Raw genomic sequence first — 23,900 nt, 5'->3', positions numbered from 1 at the left:
GAAAATTGCACTGAACATCGCAACAGCTCGAACCAGACAACCAGCGGTAAGCGTAACACAAATGCGCTATCTCTGGATTACGACGTGGCTACTTGCTGCTACAGCTGCGTCCTTTGCTCAAGGTGTATCGGTGCCCAGTGCCGAAGAGCGACGCAGCTCTGTGATGCGTACCTACTTTTCTGCATTTGGTAGTCAAGGTCAATCGTCACTGGAACGCCTTAATGCACTGAGCTTAACTCCTGAGGTGTTTCAAAGCATCCCCCTCGAAGAAGCTATTAACCCTGACGAATATGTGCTGGGCGCTGGCGATGTGATTGAGGTCAACCTTTTTGGCACGATTCCCCTTACGCTGCGCAGTATGATTGCGCCAGATGGCATGCTCTCACTTAGAACGGTCGGTGTTTTCAATGCAAAGGGCAAAACGCTAACAGAGATAAAAAAGGCAATTGAGCAAGGTGTCTTAAAGCAATACCGCGCATCCAGTGTTTCAGTCTCGCTGCATCAGCCGCGCACCTTTCTGGTTTTGATTACAGGCGCTGTGACGCTACGTAGCCAGCAACCCGCTACGCCGCTTGACCGTGTCGACAAAATCTTTTACCTTGCTAATTCACAAGGGCAACCGCAACCCGACGCGTCTCAGCTTTTGGCGCGTCGGCTTTACCCTGACACGCAACCCCCGATTAAAGCCTCTTTACGCAACATTGTGCTGCGCCACAGCGACGGCACAACCGAGCCAGTTGACCTGATTCGGTATTTTCTTACAGGTGAGCGCCGCTTTAATCCCAGACTTCGCGAAGGCGATGTGATTGAAGTACCCAACTTGCAGTTAGAGAACATGGATTTGGTGGGCATTGACGGAGCAGTGCATCTTCCTGCGCTTTATGAATACTCCCAGTTCGATAGCCTAACGACCCTCTACAAGATTGCATTAGGCGCAACGAAATATGCCGACTTGGAGCGTGTGCAAATTACACGACACACCGAGAAGGGCTTTGAGCGGCTTACGGTCAACTTGGCGGCAATTTTGGCGGGCAAAGCCCCCGATGTGCCACTGTTGCCCAACGACCGTGTGCAAGTGCCGCTCAAGACGCACGCACGTATTGGCAACGTTACGGTGCGCGGGGCAGTTGCGTATCCGGGCTTTTACGCAATTGAATCGCAAAAGACCACCCTCAAGGAAGTTATTGCTTTGGCAGGCGGGTTTACTTCTGAAGCTTTATTGTCCGCTGCACGAATTTTTCGGCGACAAAAATCTGAAGAAGGGGTGCCCCTGCCTGCCAATGTGCCGCCCGACCTTGACTTTATTCGTCAGCAGCTTATTCGCACTGGCGATTTAGACGCTGAAGAACTTGCCAACTTCAACTTGGAGCTGGGGGCTCGGCGCAATTATGTTGCGGCTGATTTTCGCGCTATCTTCAGTGGCAAAAGTAGCGATGTAGTGCTTGAAGATGGCGACCTGATTATTGTTCCACGCGACGCGGGCACAGTTTATGTCTTTGGGCAAGTAGCCAATCCGGGCTACGTTAAGTATGACGCCCATCGCTCTTACAAAGATTACATTGCGCTTGCTGGCGGCGAAACCAGTGAATCCACTGGCGATGTGCGCATTTTGAAAGCCGGTAGCTTTGAGTGGAAGTATCCAAACGAAACCGTTGTCGAGTCAGGCGACTGGATTTTTGTGCCGAAGAAATTTCAGAAAACCTTTGCGCAACAGATGGCGGAAATTACACCTGTTGTAAGCATTATCTCAACGGTTGCGACCTTAGCGCTGCTCATTTTTCAAGTCTTTCGACAACCTTGAGCTGAACACACCGACACTATGCCACAAGAACCTATCACGAAGCCTAGCCCTGCACGCACAGAGGGCGAGGTAACCCGGCATAGCCCCGACTTGCAGAATGGATATGAACCAACGCCACGACTGGTAGAGTATCTGAATGCGCTTTATCCATGGCGGCGCTATATCGTTTTCGGCACACTTTTCTCGACACTGGTTGCTACAGTCGTCAGTTTCATTTTGCCAGAGTGGTATAAATCATCTGCCACGATTCTTGTGCCCCCACCCAGTGACCTTTTAGGACTGACACGCCTTTTAGGCGGAGCGAGCGGTTTAGGCAGTGGTCTGAGCGGTGCAGCCGAGAGTGTTCTCGGCAAAAAGCTTGGCGATGACATTGACCGCTACGAAGCCATTTTCGATAGCCGACGCTTGCGAATGGCGGTCATTCAAAAGTTTGACCTTGTGCGCCAATATGAATATGACGACCCCGACACCAAAGAGCCTATCAAGAAAACGCTCGAGGAACTGGACGACAATCTCATTTTCAAGAACAACCGCAACAACACGGTTACGATTACGGCTTACTACAAAGGCGACTCAGTGAAAGCCGCAGAAATGGTAAATTTTGTCATTGCAATGATTGACTCTATTAACCGAGAATTGGCAACGGAAAATGCACGCTACCAGCGTCAGTTTATTGAAAAGCGGTATGCTGAAGCCCGAGAAGCCTTAAAACAGGCTGAAGAGCGGCTGAATGAATTTCAGAAAACCTACCGCGTGGGCGAAGTGCGTGAGCAAGTGAAAGCAAGCTTGGAAGCCTCTGCGCAAGTGGAAGCCTTAGCGGTGCAGAGCGAAGTCGAGTATAATGTCTTGCGCAAAAGTTTAGGTGACTTCCACCCTGAGGTGTTGCAGGCACGCGACAAAGCGCAGGAATTGCGTCGCCAAGCCAAAAAGTTTGAAATCGGCGGTTTGCAATCTGACCTAATTATTCCACTGGCGAAAATGCCTGATTTGGGTATGGAATATCTTCGGCTTTACCGAGAAGTGATGCTGCAAACCAAAATCGTGGAGTTTCTTTTGCCGCAGTATGAGCAAGCCAAGCTCCAAGAAGTGCGCGATACGCCAACGCTTCTTGTGCTCGACCGTGGCTATGTGCCAGAGTGGAAAGCGCGTCCCAAACGTGCCCTCATTATCATTGGCGGGTTTTTAGGCGGACTTTTGCTTTCGATTTCGCTGGTGCTTTTACAGTATGAACTTGCGAAATCCTCAAATGCACCATGGCTTCAAGCGCTCGTCAAGATGTTTCGCCTGCGCTGACTACCTCCGCCCCACCCTCGCCTGCAAAAGTGCGCATGCTCTATGCCATCTTAATTAGCACTGTGGTTGCTGCAGCGTTTGCGCTTTATCTACGCCAGTACCTTTTGCTTGTTGGTCTGTTTAGCATAGTCGTGTTAGGCTTCTTCAATGTGCTACGCTTTCAGTGGCTTTACTGGCTGCTGCTTTTGCTTTTTTTCCTCATTAGCCCCATCATTCCACCGATGGAGCGGCACTTTAGCAAGCCAATCGCAGCGGGTGGCGTGCACCTGCAGGATGGCATCTTGCTTCTCATCTTTGCCATTATGCTGCGTGATTGGTTGATGGAAGCTCGCTTAGCGCAGCTTATGCGCTGGACAACCATGCAAAAGCTTTTTCTGCTATACAGTCTCATCAGCATTGCTTCACTTATCCATGGCGTGCTTCATGGCAATCGACCATACTACATTTTCGATGACGGACGCAATTTCCTTTACCTCTCACTCTTTTGGGTCTATCTCTTCTATGCCAGCCGCAAGTGTGGCACAAGCATGGAATCGTTGCTGAAAGCGTTTGTTGTGGTTGCAACCCTTTTTGCCGCAATCAGCTTTCTTGATGATGCAGTGCGCCGCGACTTTTCACGATACAACTCGGGCATTTCATTTTTGCTTGTGCCTGCTGCATTGATTGTCATTGCTGCACTTTTTACCGAAGGTATGCGCACGGCGCGGAGTGCGCTGATTTTGGTGCTACTAATCTTGCTGGCAGGGATTCTCATCACTTTTACGCGCGGGCTCTACTTGGGCTTTCTGCTGGGGTGTGTCGCCATTGCGGTAGCAATGGGTCTGCGTCGCTCTATGAAAGCAATGCTTTGGCTTGGGGCAATGGGTCTTTTGGCGCTCGGTCTAATGCTTGCCTTAGGTTTATCGCTTGGCAAAATCATCGTGCTTACTACCAGTCGTGGCGAAGCTGTAGTGGGTGATTTGGACGTGAGCAGCGTTGAGCGCATTTTGGAAATTTTAGCCGTGCTTGATGAATTTCCACGCCATCCACTTTTCGGGGTTGGAGCAGGTGGGACGCTTACCGTCTACCGCTTCGGCGATGCAAATGTTGATGAAGGCATGGTGGACTGGTGGTTTATCCACAACAATTATGCTCATGTCTTGCACAAGGGTGGCTTGATTGGACTTTTTGCTCTGCTGGTTCTTTGGCTTGGGGCACTGGTGCAAGCCTACCGACTTTATCGCTTGGCTATTTCGCCTCAAGCCAAGACGATTCTTCTTGCTCTGATTGGCTCACTGGTCGGATTTATGACCATTGGGCTTGTTACGCCTGTGATGACTTACATCAACACAAACTTTTTCAATGCGCTGATGTTTGCTAGCCTTGCCTATCTCGAGCGCCAAATCTTACCTAACACGGCAACTCAACGGTAACTTTTCCCATACTGCTCAGAGCTTAGTCCGAATGCGGAAAGTTCTTACGAATGCGCTTTATCTTACGCTGCCAAAGTTTCTTACTGTCGGCCTTAACCTAATTCTTACGCCCCTTTTCATTCATTCACTTGGTCTGGAAGCTTTTGGCACTTGGTCGGTCTTTCAATCGCTAATGTTTTACTTGCTTTTGCTGGATTTCGGTGTGGGCGGCGCACTTGTCAAGTTCATTGCAGAAGCACATACTCAGCAAGCCTATTCAAGAGTTTCGGCGCTTTTTTCGACTGTCTTCTACTTCTATCTTGCTCTATCGGGTGCTGTGTTCCTCCTTGCGCTTTTTTTGCGAGAACCCTTCTGCACATTGCTTCGCATCCCTGAGCCAAATACCTCTGCGGTGCACACGCTTTACCTTACCACTTTCATTGCCTTTGCTTTTTATGCCCTAACGATTGCAATTATCAGCGTCTTTGAAGGTGCGCAAGCCTTTGAGCTAAGTGTTGGCATCTTGTCGCTTGGGCTTTTCCTTAGCAATGCCTTTGCTGCAATTCTGCTCTTGCTTGGCTTTGGCTTAGATGCCTTAGCGTGGGGGCATCTTGTGGCAATGGTAATAATGTGTGGCAGCGGAGCGATGGTTTTGCGTTGGTATTTTCCGCACGTGACACTTTCGTTCTTCAATAAGGCGTTATTGCGTGAGCTTTTTCAATGTGGGGTGCGCTTGCATCTATACACGGCTTCGCTCTGGCTTATTACGCGGCTGGAGGTGCCACTGGTCTCGAGCCTTTTAGGCACCAGTGCAGCGGGCACCTTTCGCGTGGCCATGCAACTTTCCACACTGGCGCGTGAGCTGCCTACGTTGGGCTTGCCTGCATTGTTTTCTGCTGCCGTCTCACTTCACACAGCAGGTGATACCACTGGCTTCAATAGACTGACCGACGACGCAACAAAGTATCTGGCATTTGCTACGCTCTCATTTTCAGGCTTTCTTTTCTTCAACATTGAACACATACTACGCTTTTGGCTTAATGCGCCCGACATCAGCCACCCTGCACGCATTGCACAGTGGCTTTTGATAGGCTTTACCCTGAATGCTATCGCCAGCGTTCCAATGTTGATGCTCAGAGCACGCTCAGACTTGCAGATAGAGACGCGCCTTAATCTCGCAACGATGATTTTGCATCTTCTATGCAACCTAACTTTGCTTTATGTAATAGGTGAGTCTGCAATGGGGCTTGCCACGCTTCTTGTGGTCAGTCTTTTGAGCCTCTTAATGATGCAGCAATGTTACACTGCTCTGCAAGCCTCCTTCAGAGCCATGCTTCTAAGAACACTTTTGCCGATGACAATCTGGACTGCACTTTGGGCAGCTATGGCGCATTTTGTTGTTGAAACGCTCCTTACTCTGGAGCATTTTGCGCTGCCTTTGCGCACACGCGAACTTGTGTTTCTTATGCTCAGCGGTCTACTTTTTGCAGTTGGGCAAGTGCTTCTTGGGCTTCGCCTCAAATTGATTGATACCTCGGCTCTCTTTCGCGCAGTGCAGAAGTAACACTCGAAAAGAGCAATGCACAATGAACATTTTGGTCATCACGCCATACCTTCCATATCCAAATGCGCCAAGTGGTGGCGCAACATTGCTCTACACACTGCTTAGGGCGCTCAGTGCACAGTGCAACATCTACTTAGCTGCAATGTATGAGCCAAGCGAAGAGCAGGCACTTGCACAACTTTCAAAGTGGGTCGAAGTAGTGCTTGCAGTAGAGAAAGTTGAGTCGTCTGACCAAGTTGCGCCGCCGCTGCCAGTGAGGGAAAAGACGCCCAGTTTTTGGTCGTCTATCCAGTTGCTGCTCGGTTCACTTGTGCAGTATGGGGCAAGTGTCTTTGGTATCTATGCGCGCCAAAAGCCTGACCAAGCCCGATTCTGGCAGGCCCTTGTGCCTATCTTGCAATCGCTGCAGCCCGACATTATTCAGGTGGAGTATGGGCACTTTTGTCGGCTTTTTGCCAGAAGGCTTACTGGATTTGGCACTACGGTTGGTGCAGCGCACGATGTAGAGTTCAAACCTGCTCAGCGTTATGCTGAGCGAGCAAACGGTTTTCATCGTTTGGCTTGCTGGGCAAAGTATTATGCACTGCGTCGGGCAGAGCTGGCGGCATATCGGCATTTGAAGAAAATTTATGCCCTCTCAGAATTTGATGCTGCGCTGCTTCGGCAATTAGACACCCGTCTTTGCGTCGGTGTGCGGCGCGCTGGTCTTGATGTTTTGCCGTGCCCTGTGCCCATGCAGCGCTCTGGACAACAGTTGCTCTTCGTCGGTGCGATGCATCGCCCTGAAAATCTTGAAGCGGTCAAATTTTTGCGCTTCGAGGTGATGCCAAAAGTGTGGCAGAAAGTGCCTACTGCGACCTTGCATATTGTTGGCAAAGGTGCTCCGTCGTCCGTGCTTCGTTGGAGTGAAGGCGTTTCAATGCAGTTCCATGGCTACCAGCCTGACCTGAGTGCATTTTATGCTGAAGCCACTGCAGCACTGGTGCCACTTTTTGTAGGCGGCGGCGTTATTGTGAAACTTCTTGAGGCACTTGCACACGGCGTGCCCACAGTTGCCACACCCATTGCAAACGAAGGTATTGGCGCACCAGACGGAAAAGCTGTGCTACTTGCCAGCGATGCAGATGCATTCAGTCAGCACATTCTTTCGCTGCTGAGCGATTCTTACTTGCGCCAGACCCTTTCGCTCGAAGCCCGTGCATTTGTGGAAGCGCATTTTCGCATTGAACAGGTTGCGCAAACTTTGATAGACGACTATGAGCGGCTAACTTTGGCGTCTTACCGTTCATGCAAAAACGGATAGCCTTTGGCACTTTGGAGATGAAACAAGTATGCATCTTGCTTTCCACCTACAATGGCGAGGCATATTTAGCCGAGCAACTGGATAGCATTTTGCGCCAAAGTTATCCAGCTTTTTGTCTGTGGGTGCGCGACGATGGCTCCAGCGATGGCACGCGTGCGCTGCTTGAGCAGTATGCCGCACAGCACAAGGCAATGCAACTTTTCTTTGGTGAAAACTTAGGAGCTGCAAAAAGTTACTTCTGGCTTTTAGCTAATGCTGACGAGCGGGCTGACTACTTTGCACTATGCGACCAAGATGATGTCTGGCACATCGATAAATTGCAGCGCGCTGTTGAGCGACTGCAGCAAGAAGACGACACACAGCCGCTCCTTTATTTCTCCCGCTTTGAAATTGTCGATGCCAACTTGCGTCCCCTTGCACTCTCGCCGCGTGCGGTGCGTATTGGATTTGCAAATGCATTGGTGCAAAACCAAGCCACAGGGTGCACAATGGTCTTGAACCGTGCAGCTCGCACACTGTTGCTTTCTGCTTTGCCAGTGCGCACGATTATGCACGATTGGTGGATTTACCTTGTGCTTTCTGCTTTCGGCAAACTTCTCTATGATGAGACCCCTACCCTGAAATACCGACAGCACGCTCGAAATACAATCGGCGCCACTGCGACCACTTGGGATAAGCTCCATCGGCACTGGCAAAGTTTCATTCGTGGCAACAGCCGTATTTTTCGGCTCACTGAGCAAGCTACAGAGTTTGAGCGCTGCTTTGGCACTGCCCTTGCTGAAAAAGAGCGTCGCATCTTAGCACGCTTTTTACGCTCCAAGCAGCGCCTTACCTCTCGTCTCGCCTATCTTTTTACAGGCGACGTGCGGCGCGCTTCTTGGCTGGACAATATGATTCTCAAAACCGTTATTGCGTTGAACCGCTACTGATGCGAAAACCGAAAATCTTACACATCATCACGGTCTTTAGCATTGGTGGCGCAACGGAAGGCACGCTAGCTTTGGCGAAAGGCTTACAGGAAAAAGGCTACGAAGTGGAAATTGCCACAGGTTACCATGTGCCTGCTGAAGGCAGTTTGCTTAGCGAAGCTGCTGCGTCGGGCGTGCCTGTAACGCTCTTTCCTGACCTTGTTAAGGAAATCAGCCCTTTGCGCGACTTGCGTGCATTCTTAGACCTTTACCGTTTCATTCAGCAGGGCAGGTTTGACATTGTGCACACGCACACTGCCAAAGCTGGTATTTTGGGGCGACTTGCTGCACGGCTTGCAGGGGTGCCGCTGGTCTTTCACACTTTGCATCTGCTTTCATTTCACGCCCATCAGCCTCCAGTTTTGCGGAGGCTTTTTATTGGCTTAGAGCGTTTTGCCGCACGCTTTACGACTGCCTTTGCCAGTGTCTCACAAACAATGATTGAGCGACACTTGCAGCAGCGTATCGGTCAGCCTGAACAATATCGTGTTATTCGTAGCGGTCTGCATGAATCGTTTTTTCAGCCATGCGACAACGTGGAGGCGCTAAGGGCGAAGTATGCGGCACGATTTGGCTTTCAGAGCACGGATTTTGTGGTTGCTAAAATTTCTCGTCTCACCAAACTCAAAGGGCATCAATTTTTGATAGAAGCTGCGCCACACATCTTAGAAGCCGTACCTAGCGCCAAGTTTCTTTTGGTTGGGGGTGGCGACTACGAACCTCAGTTGCGACAGCTGGTGAGGCAGCGTCAGTTAGACACCGCAGTGCGTTTTACAGGCGTTGTACCTCCCGCAGAGGTTGCAGCGTTAGTTCGTATCAGTGATGTGATTGTGCACACTTCACTACACGAAGGCTTGGCACGTGTCATTCAAGAAGCCATGGCAAGTGCCAAGCCAATTGTGTGTTTCAACTTGGACGGTGCAGCTGAGATGATTGTCGACGGTCAAAATGGCTTTCTCATTCCAGCCTCACCTATCACCCGTGAGAGCATTCGTTTGCTGGCTGAAAAAATCATCTTGCTCGCCAAAGCACCTGAACTGCGCCGCCAGCTTGGTGAAAATGCTCACCAGCGCGCTTTCCCTGAATTTACCACTGCGTTTATGACCGATGCCGTTGAAAAAATGTATCTCGAGTATCTCTCTGCCAAGCAAGTGCCCCAACTTACTTGACTATGGAATTTTCACCTGAGCTTCTCTGGGCGTGTGCCGCAGCCTTTATAGCTGGCTTTATTGATGCAATTGTGGGCGGGGGCGGACTAGTGCAATTGCCTGCTCTCTTCATCGTCTTGCCCCCTGAAACTGATGTGCCACCGATTCTTGGCACAAATAAACTCTCTTCCATCTGTGGCACCAGCATTGCTACTGTGCGTTACGCACGCAGCTTGTTGCTCAATTGGCGTGTCGCGCTGGCTGCTGCAGTTCCTGCGTTCTTTTTCTCTGCTTTGGGTGCCAGCACTGTGAGTTTGTTTCGTAAGGAAACGTTGCGTCCTGTCATCTTGCTGCTTCTGCTTACGGTTGCCTTTTACACCCTTGCTCATAAAAACTTTGGCGATGCGCATCGTCCCAAGCTCTCTCCTCAAAAGGAGCTGTTCTATGCGGCTCTTGTCGGCCTCGTGCTGGGATTCTATGACGGGTTCTTCGGTCCCGGCACAGGCAGTTTTCTCATTTTTCTTTTCATCAGCATTTTTGGCTTTGATTTCCTACACGCCTCAGCGACGGCAAAAGTGGTGAATTTCTCCACCAACCTTGCAGCCGTGCTTTACTTTGGTCTGCACGGCCACGTGCTGTATCTGATTGGCTTGCCGATGGGGGTCTCAAACATCTTAGGGGCACTGTTGGGCACAAGGCTCGCTATGCTACGCGGTAGCGCCTTTATTCGCACACTTTTTCTGCTCGTGATTTTTGTCATCATTGCTAAATTTGGCTACGATACACTGCAATCAACACCATAACCAAGATGAACAAGCCTGTGCTAAACGGTCTTTTCACCTTTCTGGAATCGCTTGGCAACGCACTGTGGGTTGGTGCGATTGTCATGTTTGCCTTTGCGGTTGCAGGCACAGTGTTCCGCGAAGCAGGAAGCATTAACTTAGCGGGGCATCTGAATGGCAAAATTCTTGCACGCCTTAATCTTCTCGAAGCTGCTGGTGCTGTTTTGATGAGCGTTGCAGCTATCTATTTTCTCTCGCAAGCTGAAAGCCGTAATACAGTGCGAATTATCAAAACCGTGCTATTAGGCGTGATGATTGTGCTGCTTATCGGCTACGGCAAGTTTCTTACGGAGCAAATGGAGCACCTGCGCCTTGTAGAAATTAAAGACTTCGACAACTTTGACCCTGCCAAGCAGCCCCTCCGAGATGAATTTAATCGCTTGCATAAACTTTACACAACGCTTGTTAGCGTCAATCTTCTCTTTGGGTTGTCATTTATGGGTCTTTCTGCATTCAGCAAAGCCAAAGAATCCATTGCCTCGTATTGATGCGCGCTAGTCAGCAAAGCCTCATTCCGCCTACTTTGCTTCTGCTTTCCTTCCTTGCAGGTGGAACAGGTAGAGTAGATCTTCGCTTAGAGTGGGACTTTGCCCATACAGTTAGAAACCTCTTGCTAAGTGCCTGCGTATTTCACGGCGCAAAATCTCTGCAACTATGACACACCACATCAAACATCTGTTGCCACTTTTGCTTGTTTCGGGACTGACTGCTATGGCAGCTTGCGTGCTTGAGCGAAAGCCAGATGAAGCACGCACCGAAGTTAGAGCATCGGAAAAAGACCGCATTGAGCACTTTGCCAGCCCAAGTTCGCTTTATGCACAGACTCAGGCTGACGACATTACGCGCTCTCGCCACAATGCGATCACGCATGCCGTTGCCGTTGCCAGTCCTTCAGTGGTAGGCATCAACGTTACAGAGGTGCGGGAGTATCAAGTGCGCGACCCTTTCAGTTTCTTCTTTGAAGATGACCCTTTCTTCGGCCCTTTTATGCGTCGCCGCAATCAAATCTTGCGGCAAGAGGTGAAAAGTTTAGGCTCTGGATTTTTTATTTCCTCCGACGGCTACATTGTTACTAATTCTCACGTGGCAGGCAACGCCGCAAAAATTGTCGTTACCACCATTGATGGCAAGCAGCATCATGCACGTCTGGTGGGAGCCGATGACCTCACCGACATTGCACTGCTCAAAGTCGACGACGGCGGTCCATTCCCTGCATTGAAGCTTGGAGACTCTGATGATGTCATTGTAGGTGAGTGGACAATTGCAATGGGCAATCCATTCGGACTTTTTGAAATTAGCAATAAGCCTATCGTAACCGTTGGTGTCGTTAGCTCCACTGGACTGAATTTCCCTGATGTGCAAGGTCGCTCCTACCGCGATATGATTCAGACCGATGCAGCTATCAACAGTGGCAACAGCGGCGGCCCACTCCTAAATGCGAATGCAGAAGTCATCGGCGTCAACACCTTCATCTACACAGGTGGTGGCGCTGGCTCAATCGGAATTGGCTTTGCTATCCCCATCAATCGCGTTAAGAAAATCGTCGAGGAGCTGAAAGCAAAGGGCAGAATTGAGCGCTCGTTCAAGACAGGTATTTCGGTGCAAGCCCTCACGCCGCAACTGGCAAGATATTTCGGCGTTGAGCAAGGTCAAGGTGTAGTGGTGGTTAATGTGGAGAAAGGTTCCACAGCTGACCGTGCCGGCGTGAAGGTTGGCGATATTATCGTGGAAGCCGATGGTCAAAAGGTGCGCAATGAGCAGGAGCTGATGTTTGCCGTGCGTGAACTTCGTGCTGGCGACATCTTGAAGCTCAAGGTCATTAGAGATAGGAAAATGCTGGAGATTGCGGTCAAACTCGAGAAGCAATGACAGCTGCGCGTTTTTCATTTGAACGCTATCTGTGGCTCTGGCGCACACTGGCTTGGGCTGTAGCGCTGGTCGTTATCGTCGTCTGCTCCAACAAGCAAATACAGTCTCACACACGCCTCAAGGGCGACATTAACATCTTTGTCAATATTGCTGAATCCATCTACAAGGGCGAGCATCCATACATTGACCCCGAAGATGGCTATATGTTTGTCTACCCACCGATGTCTGGCATTGTGTTCATTCCGTTTATCTCGCTCCCGATTTGGGTCAATGTACTCTGGCTTGCCACACTGAACACACTGCTCATTGGCATCTCCATCTTGCTTGGCTACGAAGCGATGACAGGCAAACGGTTTCGTTCCCTTCCTCTTTCCACTCAGTGGGCTATTGCATCGCTCACCATTCTGTTAGGCTCACGCTATCTTCTCTATGAAATCTCAAGCGGGCAAGTCAACTTGATTGTGATGAGCGCTACGATGCTTGGGCTTTGGCTGGTTCGAAAAGGAAAAGAAGTTTTAGGCGGCATGACGCTAGGCATTAGCATCTGCTTTAAGCTACTCACGCTGCCACTGGGTGTTTGGTACCTTGCAAAGCGCGACTGGAAACTTCTTGGTTTGCTTACCTTCGGCGGCATTATCTGGATTGCTCTACCCTCGCTGTTTCTTGGAGTAGAGCGCAATGTGGAGCTTTTTTCATACTTCATTGTGCATCGCGTTTTGAAAAACGCACCTACTGCCACTGAGCTGCCCTTTAAGCACATTGACCCCACTGGTATTGCTCTCCAAGCGGACAACATTTCTCTTTCTGCGCAGATGATTCGGCTTTTTACCAATACGGCTGCTTTTGAGCAAGATGGTGTCCTATACTCTATTACAATCGCTGAGTTACCTAAGCTCTGGCTTAGCGTGCTCAAAGCCTCACTCATTGGGCTTGTTTTGCTACTGATTGTGCTCTACGCCGCTTGCTATCGCCAGAAAGGTGGTATTCCTTACGACTGGGGTGGTGTGGCACTGGCGTGCACCACTGTGCCAGCTTTTTTGCCACAATCGCATCAATACCACCTTGTTGCTTTGTTGCCTGCGTGGCTCTACATTGCAACGGCAATCGTAGAGTGGAAAGTCAGAGATAGATGGTTCTTAGGGCTTGTGAGTGCAGCATTTGCTATCACACTCCTTACCAGCCCCGACCTTATCGGCTGGTATTGGTCAAAGTTCTTTCTGGCTTATGGTAGCTTTCTGGTCATTCTTGCACTCACGGCAGCTGCACTTTTTCGCTTGGCAGCGCTTTTGCCCGCCTGTGCTCCTCTTGCTGAGAGCCAGCCCTGCCTTGCTCAGAGCTGATGACTTTCGGGTTGCAACACCAGTTCTCCAAGCACCAGTTGGTCAGGCTGTGTGGCACAAAGCAATACCATATCGGCGGCTTGGTCAACAGTGAGCATTTTTTCGCGCTGCACCCGCATTGTGATTTTGTCCCAGAAGCTGGTATTGACACCGCCGAAGTGCAGCAGTGAAATCTTTACGCCGTCGCGCATCAGGTCTTGCGTCATTGCTTTGGCAAGCCCCGTTACACCATACTTCGATGCCGAGTAGCCTGACGACATTCGCATCACCGCTTTGCCTAAAATGCCCGGCAGGTTGATAATATGTCCCGACTTTTGCTTCACCATTACCTCACTTACGAATTTCGATGCATAGAATGTGCCTTTAAGATTGACATCGACCATCTCATCAAATTCTTCTACCGTGAGTTCTGTGATAGGTTTGAGGTATCCTACGCCTGCGCTGTTAAGTAGGATATCAATTCTGCCGAATGTTGCGACTGCGCGCTCTACAAGAGCTTTCACCTCGGCAGATTTTGTAACATCGCATGGCACAACCAGTGCGTCTGTGTCGTAGAGATCAAAGACTTCTTTGGCGAGCGTTTCCAGCTCTGATTGAGTACGGCTAGCCAGAACAAGTTTTGCGCCTTCCCGGGCAAAGCGAATCGCTGCCGCTCGCCCAATTCCGCGACTCGCCCCTGTAATCAAAGCTACTTTTCCTTCAAGTTTCATACAGGATAGGTTTGATTGAAAACTGCCCGTTAAACGGCATTTGCAAGCTGCTTCGTTTCACACGCTCTGATACGCCCCTTTCCAGTATGGAAAGCACAGCTCACGAAACACTTAACCTTTTAGTCACATCGGTTATGCGATTGCAGTTGTCTATTGCACAGCGTGGCGTATCTTTGTGCGCCGCAAGACCAGCGGCATGACAACTTAGCCTAAACAGAATGCCCTTTTTGAAGCGATACGGACTCTTTCTGCTCAAGTTCGTCGCGTTACTGTTCGGCATTTCGTTGTTTATTCGGCTGGTCAGCAATGCAGACTATGGCAGAGTTAGCGCGCTCATTGCACACAGCAGCTGGTATCTTTTACTGGTGCTTGTGCCTTACTTTATCACCAGCATTTTTGACACACTCGGCTGGCGCAGCACTTTTCCTCACATCGGACGTGAAGTTTCTTTCTCCAAACTTCTTAGCGTGAAACTGATGTCTGAAGCGTTGCTTATGAGCTTGCCGGGCGGCACAGCGCTTGCAGAGTCGCTCAAGCCTTTGATTCTTTACCGTCGCTGCGGCGTGCCGATCTCAGAGGGGATTGCAACGGGTATGATGCGCAATAGCTTCCTGAGCGTCGGGCATGCGATTTATGTGGTTGTAAGTGTCGCACTGGGCTACGATGCGCTTTCGCAAGGCTCAGAAACCATTATCGGTATGCCCGGCTTGCCTTTTGTGATTTTGGGCGCATCAATAACGGTGCTTTCGCTCTTTGGCACTGCTGTGGCAATTCTCCTCTATGGTAGCTTAGCTGAAAAACTGCACCGTGCACTGCTTCGTGTGCCTTTCAAATCAATGCGCAAGTGGCTGATTGAGCAGGAAGCCAAAATTCTGGACATTGACCATCAGTTCTCCAAGTTTCGTCAGCTCTCGCTTCGAAGTGTTACAGGTTCTGTTTTGCTTTTTGTGGTGGCTTGGTTCTTTGAGACGGTGGAAACTTTTCTCATTATGAAACTGCTTGGCATTGAGCTTGGCTTTGTAGAGATTTTAGCGCTGGAGTCAGCGCTCTCATTTCTTAGGTCAATTATTGTATTTTTGCCAGCTGGTATTGGTATTCAGGACTACGGCTATGTTGCCTTTCTGGAAGGCTTTGGCGTTGCAGAAAGTGCCACGCTCGGTGCTGCTTTTGTCTTAATTAAACGCAGCAAGGAGGTTTTCTGGATTTTGGTCGGGTATATTTTGCTGGCTTTCTCTGACTTAAAACCGAAGGAAGTCTTTGCTCAGGCCACTGAAACCTTAAATAAACCTTAAACCAAAGTTGAAATGGCAAGAAAAAAAATCCTTTTTATCGGTGGCTCCCACAACCAAACCACGCAGATGCATCAAATTGCTGAGTGTCTTCCTGAATATGATTGCTGGTTTACGCCCTACTACTGCGACGGCTTCCATGAAGTCCTGCGCCAGATGAAGCTGGCTGAGCCCACGCCTGCTGGCTTCAAGCACGTGGCACGCTGCATGAACTACCTCAATGCACACGGCTTGCAAATTGACTATCAAGGCAAGAAAAATGACTACGACCTTGTGGTGACTTCCTCCGATCTCCTCATTCAGAAAAATATCCAGCACAAAAAAATTGTGCTTGTGCAGGAAGGAATGACTGACCCTGAAAATTTCTTCTACCACCTTGTCAAGCTCTTTCCCTTCTTGCCACGCTGGATTGCCAGCACTTCGACTACAGGTCTAAGCGATGCATATGACTACTTCTGTGTCGCCTCCGAAGGCTACCGCGACCTTTTTATCCGAAAAGGGGTGAAGCCCGAGAAAATTCGTGTAACAGGCATTCCCAACTTCGATAACTGCAAGAAGTTCTACCAGAATAATTTCCCTTACAAAAACTTCGTGCTGGTCTGCACCAGTGACTCTCGCGAGACGCTGAAGTATGAAAATCGGCGCAAGTTTATTGAGAACGCAGTGCGTATTGCCAATGGTCGGCAGCTCATTTTCAAGCTACACCCGAATGAAAACCATGAGCGTGCCACGCGTGAAATTCAAAAATATGCCCCAGGCGCATTGGTCTACACTTCTGGCAGCGCCGAAGAGATGATTGCCAACTGTGATGTGCTGATTACACGCTTTTCCTCGACCGTCTATGTTGGGCTCGCACTAGGCAAAGAGGTCTATTCCGAGTTTGATATTAATGAACTGCGGCGGCTGATGCCGATTCAGAACGGTGGCACATCAGCGCAAAATATCGCTAATGTCTGCCGAGAGCTACTGGAAGATAGCAGGCCCTATAAGAAAGTGCAGCCCAAGCGCTGGGTGAATGCCGAGTATGTGCCACAACTGATGATGAGCCTCTTTACATTCTCAAAAGGGATTTCATAACGAATCTCCTCCGTGATGCGTCCTGTGCTGTATGTGGAAGGCGAGTTCTGGACTAGTAAGCAGCGACAAACATTTCCTCTGCACTACATTCTTTCCTATCGCGCCTCATTCAAAGCAGAGCTACCTGACTTCTTTATTCGGCAATTTTCAAAGCAGGGCGAAATTGTGCTTGACCCATTTGGCGGACGTGGCACAACTGCCCTGCAAGCTAACCTCTGCCGCCGTATTGCATTCCACAACGACATCAATCCGATTTCGGAAAAAATCACCTACGCTAAAACCCATCCTGTCTCGCTTGCAGACATAGAACGTCGGTTACGCACCTTTGACCTTTCTTGTCCTGTTACTCTCGACGAACATCTCGACTTACTCGTATTCTACCACCCTGATACGCTGAAAGAACTACTGAATTTGAGGCGTGAGATTCAGCAGCATTACGATGATGTCAATCGCTTCATTGAGTTGATTGCGGTCTCTCGTCTGCATGGACATTCTGACGGATTTTTCTCTGTCTATTCTTTTCCACAGATTGCAGTCTCACCCGACGCACAGCGCAAAATCAACGAGAAACGTCGGCAAACCCCGCCGTATCGTGAGGTCAAGTCGCGCATTTTGCGTAAAGCTGAGCTCTCGCTGCAGGGCGCCGCACGCTTTCAAGAGCGATTTCCTGAATCGCTGCTAAACCGAATTCATACAGGCGACAGCCGTCAGATGCCTTGGATTGAATCAGAGACAGTTGACCTTGTCGTCACTTCACCGCCTTTTTTGGACAAGGTGGATTATCTGAAAGACAATTGGCTAAAAGCATGGTTCTACGGCATTGAGGCCTCAGCGTTCAAAGAGAGTTTGGTGCAAACCCGTAATTTGGAGGAGTGGAAGGTCTTTATTCGCGACACACTCCGAGAGCTCTATCGCGTAGTTAAGCCGAATGGCGTTGTAGTCGTTGAGGTTGGCGAAGTCGTCTATAAGCAGCGAGTTCTGAACTTAGATGAAATTGTTGCGGAGCTTGGAGAAGATGTTGGGTTTTCAATATATGCTGTGCTTGTCAACAAGCAACGCTTTACCAAGCTCGCCAATTGCTTTGGTGTGTCCAACAATGAGAAAGGCACAAACACTAACCGTTGCGTTGTGCTTGTAAAAGGCTGTCTCTCACATAAGGCATTTCCACAAATACCAAAAACTTTAAGCCTATTTGAGGACGAAAGCAAGCTTTATAGCAGCCAATACTCAAAAGAACTTTTCACCATTACTGTTTAGCAACAATGACCCTTCTGGTTGTGGTGCAGGCGCGCACAGGCTCGAGCCGCTTACCGAATAAAATTCTTTTGCCGCTTGCTGGCAAGCCTTTGTTGCAACGCCAGTTGGAACGCATTCAAGCCGCTCAAACTCCCTTTGAACTTATCGTTGCAACCACTACTGCCCCCAGTGATGACCCCGTGCGTCAGCTTTGTCGCACCCTTGGCATCAAGTGCTTTTCAGGTCACCCCACCGACCTACTTGACCGGCACTACCAAGCCGCTCGCCAAGAAAAAGCCGACGCAGTGGTGAAAATCCCCTCGGATTGCCCTCTCATTGACCCTGCGGTGATTGACCGTGTGCTTCGCACCTTTCTCTGGCACCGTAACGATGTGGACTACGTCAGTAACCTTCACCCCCCCACATATCCTGACGGCAACGATGTGGAAGTAATGCCCTTCCCTATCTTGGAAATTGCTTGGCGAGAAGCTAAAAAAGATTATGAGCGTGAGCACACTACGCCTTTCATCTGGGACCAGCCTGAACGCTTCCGCTTGATGAATGTCGTCTGGGAAACAGGCTTGGACTACTCTAAAACACACCGCTTCACAATTGACTATCCAGAAGATTATGACTTCATTAAAGCCGTCTATGATGCACTCTGGACACCTGAGCGACCAGTTTTTTCGCTCGACGATATTTTGAACTTGCTGGCTGCAAGGCCTGAGCTTTTACGCCTAAATGAAAAATATGCAGGCGTCAATTGGTATCGGCATCATTTGCACGACTTGAAAACTGTCTCTGCCCGTGATACGAAGCAAATTTGAATGCCACTCTGTGCTACACTCCTTTTAGGAAATTTCCTGCAATGCATTATATTTGCAATTAGCCTGACAGAAATTGGTCAGATAGCTCAGTTGGTAGAGCAGAGGACTGAAAATCCTCGTGTCGGGGGTTCGATTCCCTCTCTGACCACATCAGCAGCCGCCTCTTGCGGCTTTTCTTCTTTGATTGGAATTTGTCGCAAGAAGCGTAGATTTGTAGGCGACTCGAGTCTTCAAACTGTCAGGAAGTATGACCGACATCTACATGCTCCGCAAGCTGGAGCAAGTTCGTGCTATTGCTGACCCCCTGCGCATTCGCATTCTCAATGTGCTATGTGAGCATACTATGACCACCAAGCAAGTGGCAGAGCTACTTGGCGAGAATGTCAATAAGCTCTATCACCACGTTGAGACATTGGAAGCCGCTGGTCTCATTAAGCTTGTCAAAACCAAGAAAAATCGTGGCACGCTGGAAAAATACTTCCAAGCTGTTGCAAAGCACTTTACGCTCTCGCCCGTGCTGTTTGAAGTGCGCCTTGACGACGATGACACCTCAGAACTTACTTTCTCTTCAGCCCTGCAAGCGACACTCACCGAACTTAAAGAAAGTCTGGCTCAAAAGCTCATTAAACCAAATAGCGGGCGGCACTTTTTTGCGCGCCAGTATGTGCGCGCCTCTCGCCAGCAAATTGAAAAGCTGGAGCAGCAGTTTCAAGATTGGCTGCAAGCTTGTGAGGCAGCAAATAGTGACACAGGGGACGTCGTATATGCTCTGACTGCAACCTTCTATCCTGTCTCGCCCGAACATCACCCACACAAGTTGCCTGCTCCGAATGGCAAATCACCTCGTCGAAAAACACGCTCTACGCTGGTGTAAATGCACGGCTCTGCTCACAGCAAGTTTTACTTCACTTCTCAACCTAATCCAAAAAAAATATGAATACGGTTATTCTTATCTACGGCATCTTGCTCATCGTGCTCGGCATTATCGGCTACCTCCAGTCAGGCAGCCCAACCAGTTTTATCGGCACAGGCGCTGGAGTACTAGCAATTCTGGGTGGATACCTCTACCAAACACAAGACTGGGCAAAATGGCTCTGTTTCGCCTCAGCCGCTGCTATCCTTCTTGGCTTGGGCATGCGCTTGCCAAGCGCTTTTGCCAAGCTCAGTTCAGGCGAAGCCACTCTCGGTGAATACTGGGTGCGTTTTTCGCTCGTGATACTCTCCGTGCTGTTTGTGGTGTATTTCTTCGTCGGATTGAAGCAGAACACGAATGCCGCTTCCTAAGGCATTGCGCACCGCATTACTCTGCTCCCGCTCAATTCAAGGCAGATTGGCACTGCTCCACGCAGTTGTAGCGCTCTGGCTCTTTGGATTTGCGAATTCCTAAAGAGTTTCGTAAATACCTAAGAAACGCAAACATTCAGCTCGAACCATGAAGAAAATGCTTTTTGCAGTCATACTGGTTTTGACACTGTCTGTATCGACACAGGCTCAGTTTGTCAAGGATGTGCCGCGCCAAACGGTTAGTGATGGCGCTGCTGCAGTTTTTCAGCGACCCTCCGAAAGCCTCTTTTCGAATTTGCTTGGTCCCGCCTTTGATGAAAACCATTTTCAGATGCACCACTCCTACTCGCTCACCTATAACTCACTTTTTGGAACTACGGTTGGCGAGTATGTCAATACGATGATTTATCGCTTTGATTTTCCACTGGCGCTTCGTGCTGATATTGGCGTCATTCACCAGCCTTTTGGCACTTCACCTGTGCAGAACCAATTTTTGGGCGGTCAGAATCCATTTCAAGGCGTATATCTGAAAAACCTTCAAGCCGTCTATCAGCCTACCAAAGACCTTACGCTTAGCTTCAGTATCCAACAAGTTCCTCAAGGTTACTTTTTCTGGGGTAATCCTTGGGGCTTTGGGAACGTGGGCTTTCTGAGAGATCCGTTTTTGGGGTGGTAGTTTTCTCTTCATGGCGCAAAATCGCCGTTGGTCAAGGCTCGCCTGAAACCGACGGCGATTTTTATTTTTAGCTTTGATTTTGCTCCTCGGATGAAAACCCGATACACCGTTCTGTGTTGGCTTGCACTTTCCTTGGTTGCCTCAGCTCAATCTTCGCTGTCGCCTTCTACCTCTCTGCCTTGGCTGATCTTCGATGCGAAAGCTGGTGTCGGCGGTATGATTCCACCTGACTTTTCACGCTGGAGTGAAACCGTCCGCTTGATACGCAGCCCTGATGTGCGCACCAGCCTTGATGCAGGCATGTCTGCCCTTTTTCGTCTTGCCGATCCTTTTTATGGCGGCGTTGATGTAACCTACGTTTTCTTTGAAGATGCAGCAGACGCGACCAGTGCCGTTCAACAACTGCGCCTGACTGGCACGATGCTTATCCCATCAGTTTGCCTATCTATTGTGCCACTTGCGCCTCTGCAGAGCCGCGCACTGGTAAAACTGACCGTTGGCACTGGCTTGCTTCTCGGCACGATTAACAATACGCTCTCACAACCCTCGCTTTATCGCACGACTGGACTTGCGCTTTTCTCCGAGTTTACTTTCGGCCTCCCTCTAAGCGCGTCCGTGCTGGCAACCTTTAATGCTTCCCTGCGTGGCGGTTTGACAGGTGTCGCGCAAAACGGCTCAGAACGCTTAGAGTATCTCGACAGTGACCGAGAAAAAAAGCCCGTTACATTGAGCTTTTTTGCGTTTTCGCTGCGTTTTGGCATCGCACTAAAACTACCCTCCTAAGTTCTGACGCCGAAGCGACTAACAACCTCCAGTGCAAAGTGAACCCTACTTTTTTCTTGCCACAAACAATGCGCCATGTTTGGCATTTGCTTCGTCGCTATCCAAATGCTGCGCCGCTTGACTCCCTCTCTGCACTATTTGGCAGATAACAACTTCTTAGCGCCGAAAAAACGGAATAAGCAAAAGGAGAATTTTAAGCGTAGAGATTCAATCATCACAAGCAAACAATGCATAGAACAGAGCTGGCTGAACGCTTCTTATCGGTTCGCCGTGAAACAGAAAGGCTTTGCGCCCCTCTTGAAATTGAAGATTATGTCGTGCAGCCCATCGTAGATGTCAGTCCACCAAAGTGGCACTTAGGGCATACCACATGGTTTTTTGAAACGTTTGTGCTACAACCCTACGCCACTGCATATCAGTCCTTTCATCCGCTCTACAGCTTTCTTTTTAACTCTTACTACAACGCCATTGGTGCACGCACCGCTCGCAATGAACGCGGGCATCTGTCACGCCCTACCGTGAAAGAGGTCTACACCTATCGCACCATAGTTACTGAGAAGGTGCACGAACTCATTATGCATCTCAGTGATGAAAAGTGGCCCGAAGTTTCCAGCATTATTGAGCTTGGCATTCACCATGAGCAGCAGCATCAAGAACTGCTCGTAACGGACATCAAGTATATTCTTTTCACTAATCCGTTGCGTCCTGCTTATCAAGCGCTTGCGCCCGCTACGGCAAGGCAGACTGCTGCACCGTCCTCTGAGCAATATGTAGAAGTGCCTGCCGGTATCTATTGCGTTGGTTACAACGGCATGGGTTTTTGCTTCGACAATGAACTGCCACACCACAAAGTCTATCTTGGCGACACACGTCTTATGACTCGTCCCGTTACCAACGGTGAATTTTTGGAATTTGTCGAGAGTGGCGGTTACCGTGATTTTAGGCATTGGCTTTCAGATGGCTGGGACACGGTGCAGCGTGAGCGATGGCAAGCACCACTCTACTGGGAAAAGATCGACGGCGAGTGGTTTGAATTTACGCTAAGCGGGCTAGTGCCCCTTCGCAAAGAAGCACCTGTCTCGCACATCAGCTACTATGAAGCCGATGCTTTCGCCAGTTGGAAAGGCAAACGCTTGCCTACTGAGTTTGAGTGGGAAGTTGCAGCTACACTTGCTCAAGCAAACCCAGAGCAAGGGAATTTTCTCGAAAGTGGATTGCTGATGCCGATACCTGCTGCAGAGACAGACGGAACACTCCAGCAGATGTTTGGTGATGTGTGGGAGTGGACAGCCAGCGCCTATCTGCCGTATCCTAACTATCAAAAAGCTGCGGGTGCGATTGGTGAATACAACGGCAAGTTTATGAGCGGTCAAATGGTGCTGCGTGGTGGCTCTTGTGCCACACCTCAAAGTCATATCCGACTCACCTACCGAAACTTCTTTCAACCTGATAAACGGTGGCAGTTTTCTGGAGTGCGTTTAGCTGACAAACTCTAAAATCTTAACTATGCAATCACCATACGCACAGACTGCACAATCTATTCACTATGATGCCTCAGCACAAGCTGACTTCCTTCGCGATGTCATCGCAGGACTTCAAGCTACGCCCAAGCGCTTACCCAGTAAATACTTCTATGATGATGAAGGCAGCCAGATTTTTCAAAAAATTATGGCGCTGCCTGAGTATTACCTTACGCGTGCTGAGATTGAAATTTTGGAAACACACCGTGAACGAATTGCCACGCATATCGGTCATCGCTCGCTTCTTCTCGTGGAGTTAGGGGCTGGTGATGGCACTAAAACCAAATTGCTCCTCGAGTGTCTACTGCATCGGCATCTGGACTTGGTTTATGCACCGATTGATATTTCAGCCCACGCTATTCAAACGCTCTCACAAATGTTCATGCGTCGTTTTCCTAGCCTCACCGTGCGCAGCATCATAGACGACTACTTTCACGGACTTGCACGCTTAGAAAGAGAGCCTCACCGAGTTGTGATGGCGCTCTTTTTAGGCTCAAACATCGGCAACTTTACCCAAGCCGAAAGTCTCGCCTTTCTCTCTTGCCTCAGAAAAGCGCTGCGTTATGGCGATTTTGCCTTGATTGGCTTTGACCTGAAGAAAGATATTCAAACTCTCTTGCACGCCTATAGCGACTCAGCAGGCGTTACACGTGACTTTAACTTAAACCTGTTACGCCGCATTAATCGTGAATTGGGCGCCACGTTCGACCTTTCAAAGTTCCAGCACTATGCAACCTATAACCCTGTGCTTGGCGCAATGGAAAGCTACCTTATCAGCAAAGAAGCGCAGCGCATCTGGATTGAGGCTGCAAAGACGATGATTTATTTCAGTGCCTTCGAGCCAATTCATACCGAATACTCATTCAAATACTCTGAATCGGATATTCAAGCGCTGGCAGAAAAGTCAGGCTTTCACATTGTGGAAAATTTCTATGACCACAAGCGCCAGTTTGTCGATTCGCTTTGGCAAGCAAGCTGA

At 49.5% G+C, this 23,900-nt stretch carries 22 protein-coding genes and 1 tRNA gene; 22 read left to right on the top strand and 1 reads right to left on the bottom strand.

The window, feature by feature from the left end; translation table 11 throughout:
• The first annotated feature begins 61 nt into the window (after positions 1-61).
• The 11 genes from NZM05_06025 to NZM05_05975 all read left to right on the top strand — a co-directional run bounded on the left by NZM05_06025 (position 62) and on the right by NZM05_05975 (position 13,519).
• The gene (locus tag NZM05_06025) at positions 62-1,801 is read left to right on the top strand and encodes an SLBB domain-containing protein (GenBank protein ID MCS7013173.1); all 1,740 of its coding nucleotides are present in this window, start codon (positions 62-64) and stop codon (positions 1,799-1,801) included.
• A gap of 18 nt (positions 1,802-1,819) precedes the next feature.
• The gene (locus NZM05_06020; protein ID MCS7013172.1) at positions 1,820-3,094 is read left to right on the top strand and encodes a Wzz/FepE/Etk N-terminal domain-containing protein; all 1,275 of its coding nucleotides are present in this window, start codon (positions 1,820-1,822) and stop codon (positions 3,092-3,094) included.
• Complete coding sequence (locus tag NZM05_06015) at positions 3,055-4,506, top strand: O-antigen ligase family protein (protein ID MCS7013171.1); 1,452 nt, start codon at positions 3,055-3,057, stop codon at positions 4,504-4,506. Before NZM05_06020 ends, NZM05_06015 begins: the two co-directional genes overlap by 40 nt.
• A gap of 31 nt (positions 4,507-4,537) precedes the next feature.
• Entirely contained in the window at positions 4,538-6,049 is a 1,512-nt protein-coding gene (locus tag NZM05_06010) for an oligosaccharide flippase family protein (protein MCS7013170.1), read from the top strand.
• A gap of 22 nt (positions 6,050-6,071) precedes the next feature.
• Positions 6,072-7,352 (top strand): glycosyltransferase family 4 protein, encoded by a 1,281-nt coding sequence (locus NZM05_06005; protein ID MCS7013169.1) that lies wholly within the window; start codon positions 6,072-6,074, stop codon positions 7,350-7,352.
• Between the two features lie 17 nt (positions 7,353-7,369).
• Positions 7,370-8,281, top strand: a complete 912-nt coding sequence (locus tag NZM05_06000; protein MCS7013168.1) for a glycosyltransferase family 2 protein — start codon at positions 7,370-7,372, stop codon at positions 8,279-8,281.
• Complete coding sequence (locus NZM05_05995; GenBank protein MCS7013167.1) at positions 8,281-9,489, top strand: glycosyltransferase family 4 protein; 1,209 nt, start codon at positions 8,281-8,283, stop codon at positions 9,487-9,489. Before NZM05_06000 ends, NZM05_05995 begins: the two co-directional genes overlap by 1 nt.
• A gap of 2 nt (positions 9,490-9,491) precedes the next feature.
• On the top strand, positions 9,492-10,271 hold the full coding sequence (locus NZM05_05990) for a TSUP family transporter (GenBank protein ID MCS7013166.1): 780 nt from the start codon (positions 9,492-9,494) through the stop codon (positions 10,269-10,271).
• 5 nt (positions 10,272-10,276) lie between these two features.
• Positions 10,277-10,798 (top strand): hypothetical protein, encoded by a 522-nt coding sequence (locus NZM05_05985; GenBank protein MCS7013165.1) that lies wholly within the window; start codon positions 10,277-10,279, stop codon positions 10,796-10,798.
• A 166-nt stretch (positions 10,799-10,964) separates the two neighbouring features.
• Positions 10,965-12,179 (top strand): trypsin-like peptidase domain-containing protein, encoded by a 1,215-nt coding sequence (locus NZM05_05980; GenBank protein MCS7013164.1) that lies wholly within the window; start codon positions 10,965-10,967, stop codon positions 12,177-12,179.
• Positions 12,176-13,519 carry a DUF2029 domain-containing protein gene (locus NZM05_05975; GenBank protein MCS7013163.1) on the top strand — a complete coding sequence of 448 codons (1,344 nt, stop codon included), beginning with the start codon at positions 12,176-12,178 and terminating at the stop codon, positions 13,517-13,519. The genes NZM05_05980 and NZM05_05975 overlap by 4 nt, the downstream gene beginning before the upstream one ends.
• On the opposite strand, the gene NZM05_05970 is transcribed toward NZM05_05975, so the two are convergent.
• A complete protein-coding gene (locus tag NZM05_05970) occupies positions 13,510-14,229 on the bottom strand; it encodes an SDR family oxidoreductase (GenBank protein ID MCS7013162.1) in 720 nt (239 codons plus the stop codon). The genes NZM05_05975 and NZM05_05970 overlap by 10 nt on opposite strands.
• A gap of 218 nt (positions 14,230-14,447) precedes the next feature.
• Here NZM05_05970 and NZM05_05965 point away from each other — a divergent pair, with 218 nt between their 5' ends.
• From NZM05_05965 to egtD, 11 genes are all read left to right on the top strand, one after another.
• Positions 14,448-15,521 (top strand): flippase-like domain-containing protein, encoded by a 1,074-nt coding sequence (locus tag NZM05_05965; protein ID MCS7013161.1) that lies wholly within the window; start codon positions 14,448-14,450, stop codon positions 15,519-15,521.
• A 12-nt stretch (positions 15,522-15,533) separates the two neighbouring features.
• Positions 15,534-16,595, top strand: a complete 1,062-nt coding sequence (locus tag NZM05_05960) for a hypothetical protein (GenBank protein ID MCS7013160.1) — start codon at positions 15,534-15,536, stop codon at positions 16,593-16,595.
• 15 nt (positions 16,596-16,610) lie between these two features.
• The gene (locus NZM05_05955; GenBank protein ID MCS7013159.1) at positions 16,611-17,852 is read left to right on the top strand and encodes a site-specific DNA-methyltransferase; all 1,242 of its coding nucleotides are present in this window, start codon (positions 16,611-16,613) and stop codon (positions 17,850-17,852) included.
• Positions 17,853-17,857: 5 nt separating this feature from the next.
• The gene (locus NZM05_05950; protein ID MCS7013158.1) at positions 17,858-18,658 is read left to right on the top strand and encodes a glycosyltransferase family protein; all 801 of its coding nucleotides are present in this window, start codon (positions 17,858-17,860) and stop codon (positions 18,656-18,658) included.
• A 75-nt stretch (positions 18,659-18,733) separates the two neighbouring features.
• Positions 18,734-18,806 (top strand) — tRNA-Phe (locus tag NZM05_05945).
• 99 nt (positions 18,807-18,905) lie between these two features.
• On the top strand, positions 18,906-19,532 hold the full coding sequence (locus NZM05_05940) for a helix-turn-helix domain-containing protein (protein MCS7013157.1): 627 nt from the start codon (positions 18,906-18,908) through the stop codon (positions 19,530-19,532).
• A 59-nt stretch (positions 19,533-19,591) separates the two neighbouring features.
• Complete coding sequence (locus tag NZM05_05935) at positions 19,592-19,942, top strand: TMEM14 family protein (protein ID MCS7013156.1); 351 nt, start codon at positions 19,592-19,594, stop codon at positions 19,940-19,942.
• A 148-nt stretch (positions 19,943-20,090) separates the two neighbouring features.
• Positions 20,091-20,618: a hypothetical protein gene (locus NZM05_05930; protein ID MCS7013155.1), complete on the top strand. Its 528-nt coding sequence runs from the start codon at positions 20,091-20,093 to the stop codon at positions 20,616-20,618.
• Between the two features lie 90 nt (positions 20,619-20,708).
• A complete protein-coding gene (locus NZM05_05925) occupies positions 20,709-21,401 on the top strand; it encodes a hypothetical protein (protein MCS7013154.1) in 693 nt (230 codons plus the stop codon).
• Positions 21,402-21,628: 227 nt separating this feature from the next.
• Entirely contained in the window at positions 21,629-22,897 is a 1,269-nt protein-coding gene (egtB, locus tag NZM05_05920) for an ergothioneine biosynthesis protein EgtB (GenBank protein MCS7013153.1), read from the top strand.
• Positions 22,898-22,907: 10 nt separating this feature from the next.
• Positions 22,908-23,900 (top strand): L-histidine N(alpha)-methyltransferase, encoded by a 993-nt coding sequence (egtD, locus tag NZM05_05915; protein ID MCS7013152.1) that lies wholly within the window; start codon positions 22,908-22,910, stop codon positions 23,898-23,900.

The sequence above is a fragment of the Chloroherpetonaceae bacterium genome (assembly GCA_025056565.1).
GTDB lineage: Bacteria > Bacteroidota > Chlorobiia > Chlorobiales > Thermochlorobacteraceae > Thermochlorobacter.
The sequence above is the reverse complement of the archived record's forward strand: the minus strand, read 5'-3'. Positions and strand labels throughout refer to the sequence as shown.

Excerpts from the sequence above, each read along its gene's own strand:
- NZM05_06025 (MCS7013173.1), top strand. The coding sequence starts at position 62 with ATGCGCTATCTCTGGATTACGACGTGGCTACTTGCTGCTACAGCTGCG.
- NZM05_06020 (MCS7013172.1), top strand. The coding sequence starts at position 1,820 with ATGCCACAAGAACCTATCACGAAGCCTAGCCCTGCACGCACAGAGGGC.
- NZM05_06015 (MCS7013171.1), top strand. The coding sequence starts at position 3,055 with ATGGCTTCAAGCGCTCGTCAAGATGTTTCGCCTGCGCTGACTACCTCC.
- NZM05_06010 (MCS7013170.1), top strand. The coding sequence starts at position 4,538 with ATGCGGAAAGTTCTTACGAATGCGCTTTATCTTACGCTGCCAAAGTTT.
- NZM05_06005 (MCS7013169.1), top strand. The coding sequence starts at position 6,072 with ATGAACATTTTGGTCATCACGCCATACCTTCCATATCCAAATGCGCCA.
- NZM05_06000 (MCS7013168.1), top strand. The coding sequence starts at position 7,370 with ATGAAACAAGTATGCATCTTGCTTTCCACCTACAATGGCGAGGCATAT.
- NZM05_05995 (MCS7013167.1), top strand. The coding sequence starts at position 8,281 with ATGCGAAAACCGAAAATCTTACACATCATCACGGTCTTTAGCATTGGT.
- NZM05_05990 (MCS7013166.1), top strand. The coding sequence starts at position 9,492 with ATGGAATTTTCACCTGAGCTTCTCTGGGCGTGTGCCGCAGCCTTTATA.
- NZM05_05985 (MCS7013165.1), top strand. The coding sequence starts at position 10,277 with ATGAACAAGCCTGTGCTAAACGGTCTTTTCACCTTTCTGGAATCGCTT.
- NZM05_05980 (MCS7013164.1), top strand. The coding sequence starts at position 10,965 with ATGACACACCACATCAAACATCTGTTGCCACTTTTGCTTGTTTCGGGA.
- NZM05_05975 (MCS7013163.1), top strand. The coding sequence starts at position 12,176 with ATGACAGCTGCGCGTTTTTCATTTGAACGCTATCTGTGGCTCTGGCGC.
- NZM05_05970 (MCS7013162.1), bottom strand. The coding sequence starts at position 14,229 with ATGAAACTTGAAGGAAAAGTAGCTTTGATTACAGGGGCGAGTCGCGGA.
- NZM05_05965 (MCS7013161.1), top strand. The coding sequence starts at position 14,448 with ATGCCCTTTTTGAAGCGATACGGACTCTTTCTGCTCAAGTTCGTCGCG.
- NZM05_05960 (MCS7013160.1), top strand. The coding sequence starts at position 15,534 with ATGGCAAGAAAAAAAATCCTTTTTATCGGTGGCTCCCACAACCAAACC.
- NZM05_05955 (MCS7013159.1), top strand. The coding sequence starts at position 16,611 with ATGCGTCCTGTGCTGTATGTGGAAGGCGAGTTCTGGACTAGTAAGCAG.
- NZM05_05950 (MCS7013158.1), top strand. The coding sequence starts at position 17,858 with ATGACCCTTCTGGTTGTGGTGCAGGCGCGCACAGGCTCGAGCCGCTTA.
- NZM05_05940 (MCS7013157.1), top strand. The coding sequence starts at position 18,906 with ATGACCGACATCTACATGCTCCGCAAGCTGGAGCAAGTTCGTGCTATT.
- NZM05_05935 (MCS7013156.1), top strand. The coding sequence starts at position 19,592 with ATGAATACGGTTATTCTTATCTACGGCATCTTGCTCATCGTGCTCGGC.
- NZM05_05930 (MCS7013155.1), top strand. The coding sequence starts at position 20,091 with ATGAAGAAAATGCTTTTTGCAGTCATACTGGTTTTGACACTGTCTGTA.
- NZM05_05925 (MCS7013154.1), top strand. The coding sequence starts at position 20,709 with ATGAAAACCCGATACACCGTTCTGTGTTGGCTTGCACTTTCCTTGGTT.
- egtB (MCS7013153.1), top strand. The coding sequence starts at position 21,629 with ATGCATAGAACAGAGCTGGCTGAACGCTTCTTATCGGTTCGCCGTGAA.
- egtD (MCS7013152.1), top strand. The coding sequence starts at position 22,908 with ATGCAATCACCATACGCACAGACTGCACAATCTATTCACTATGATGCC.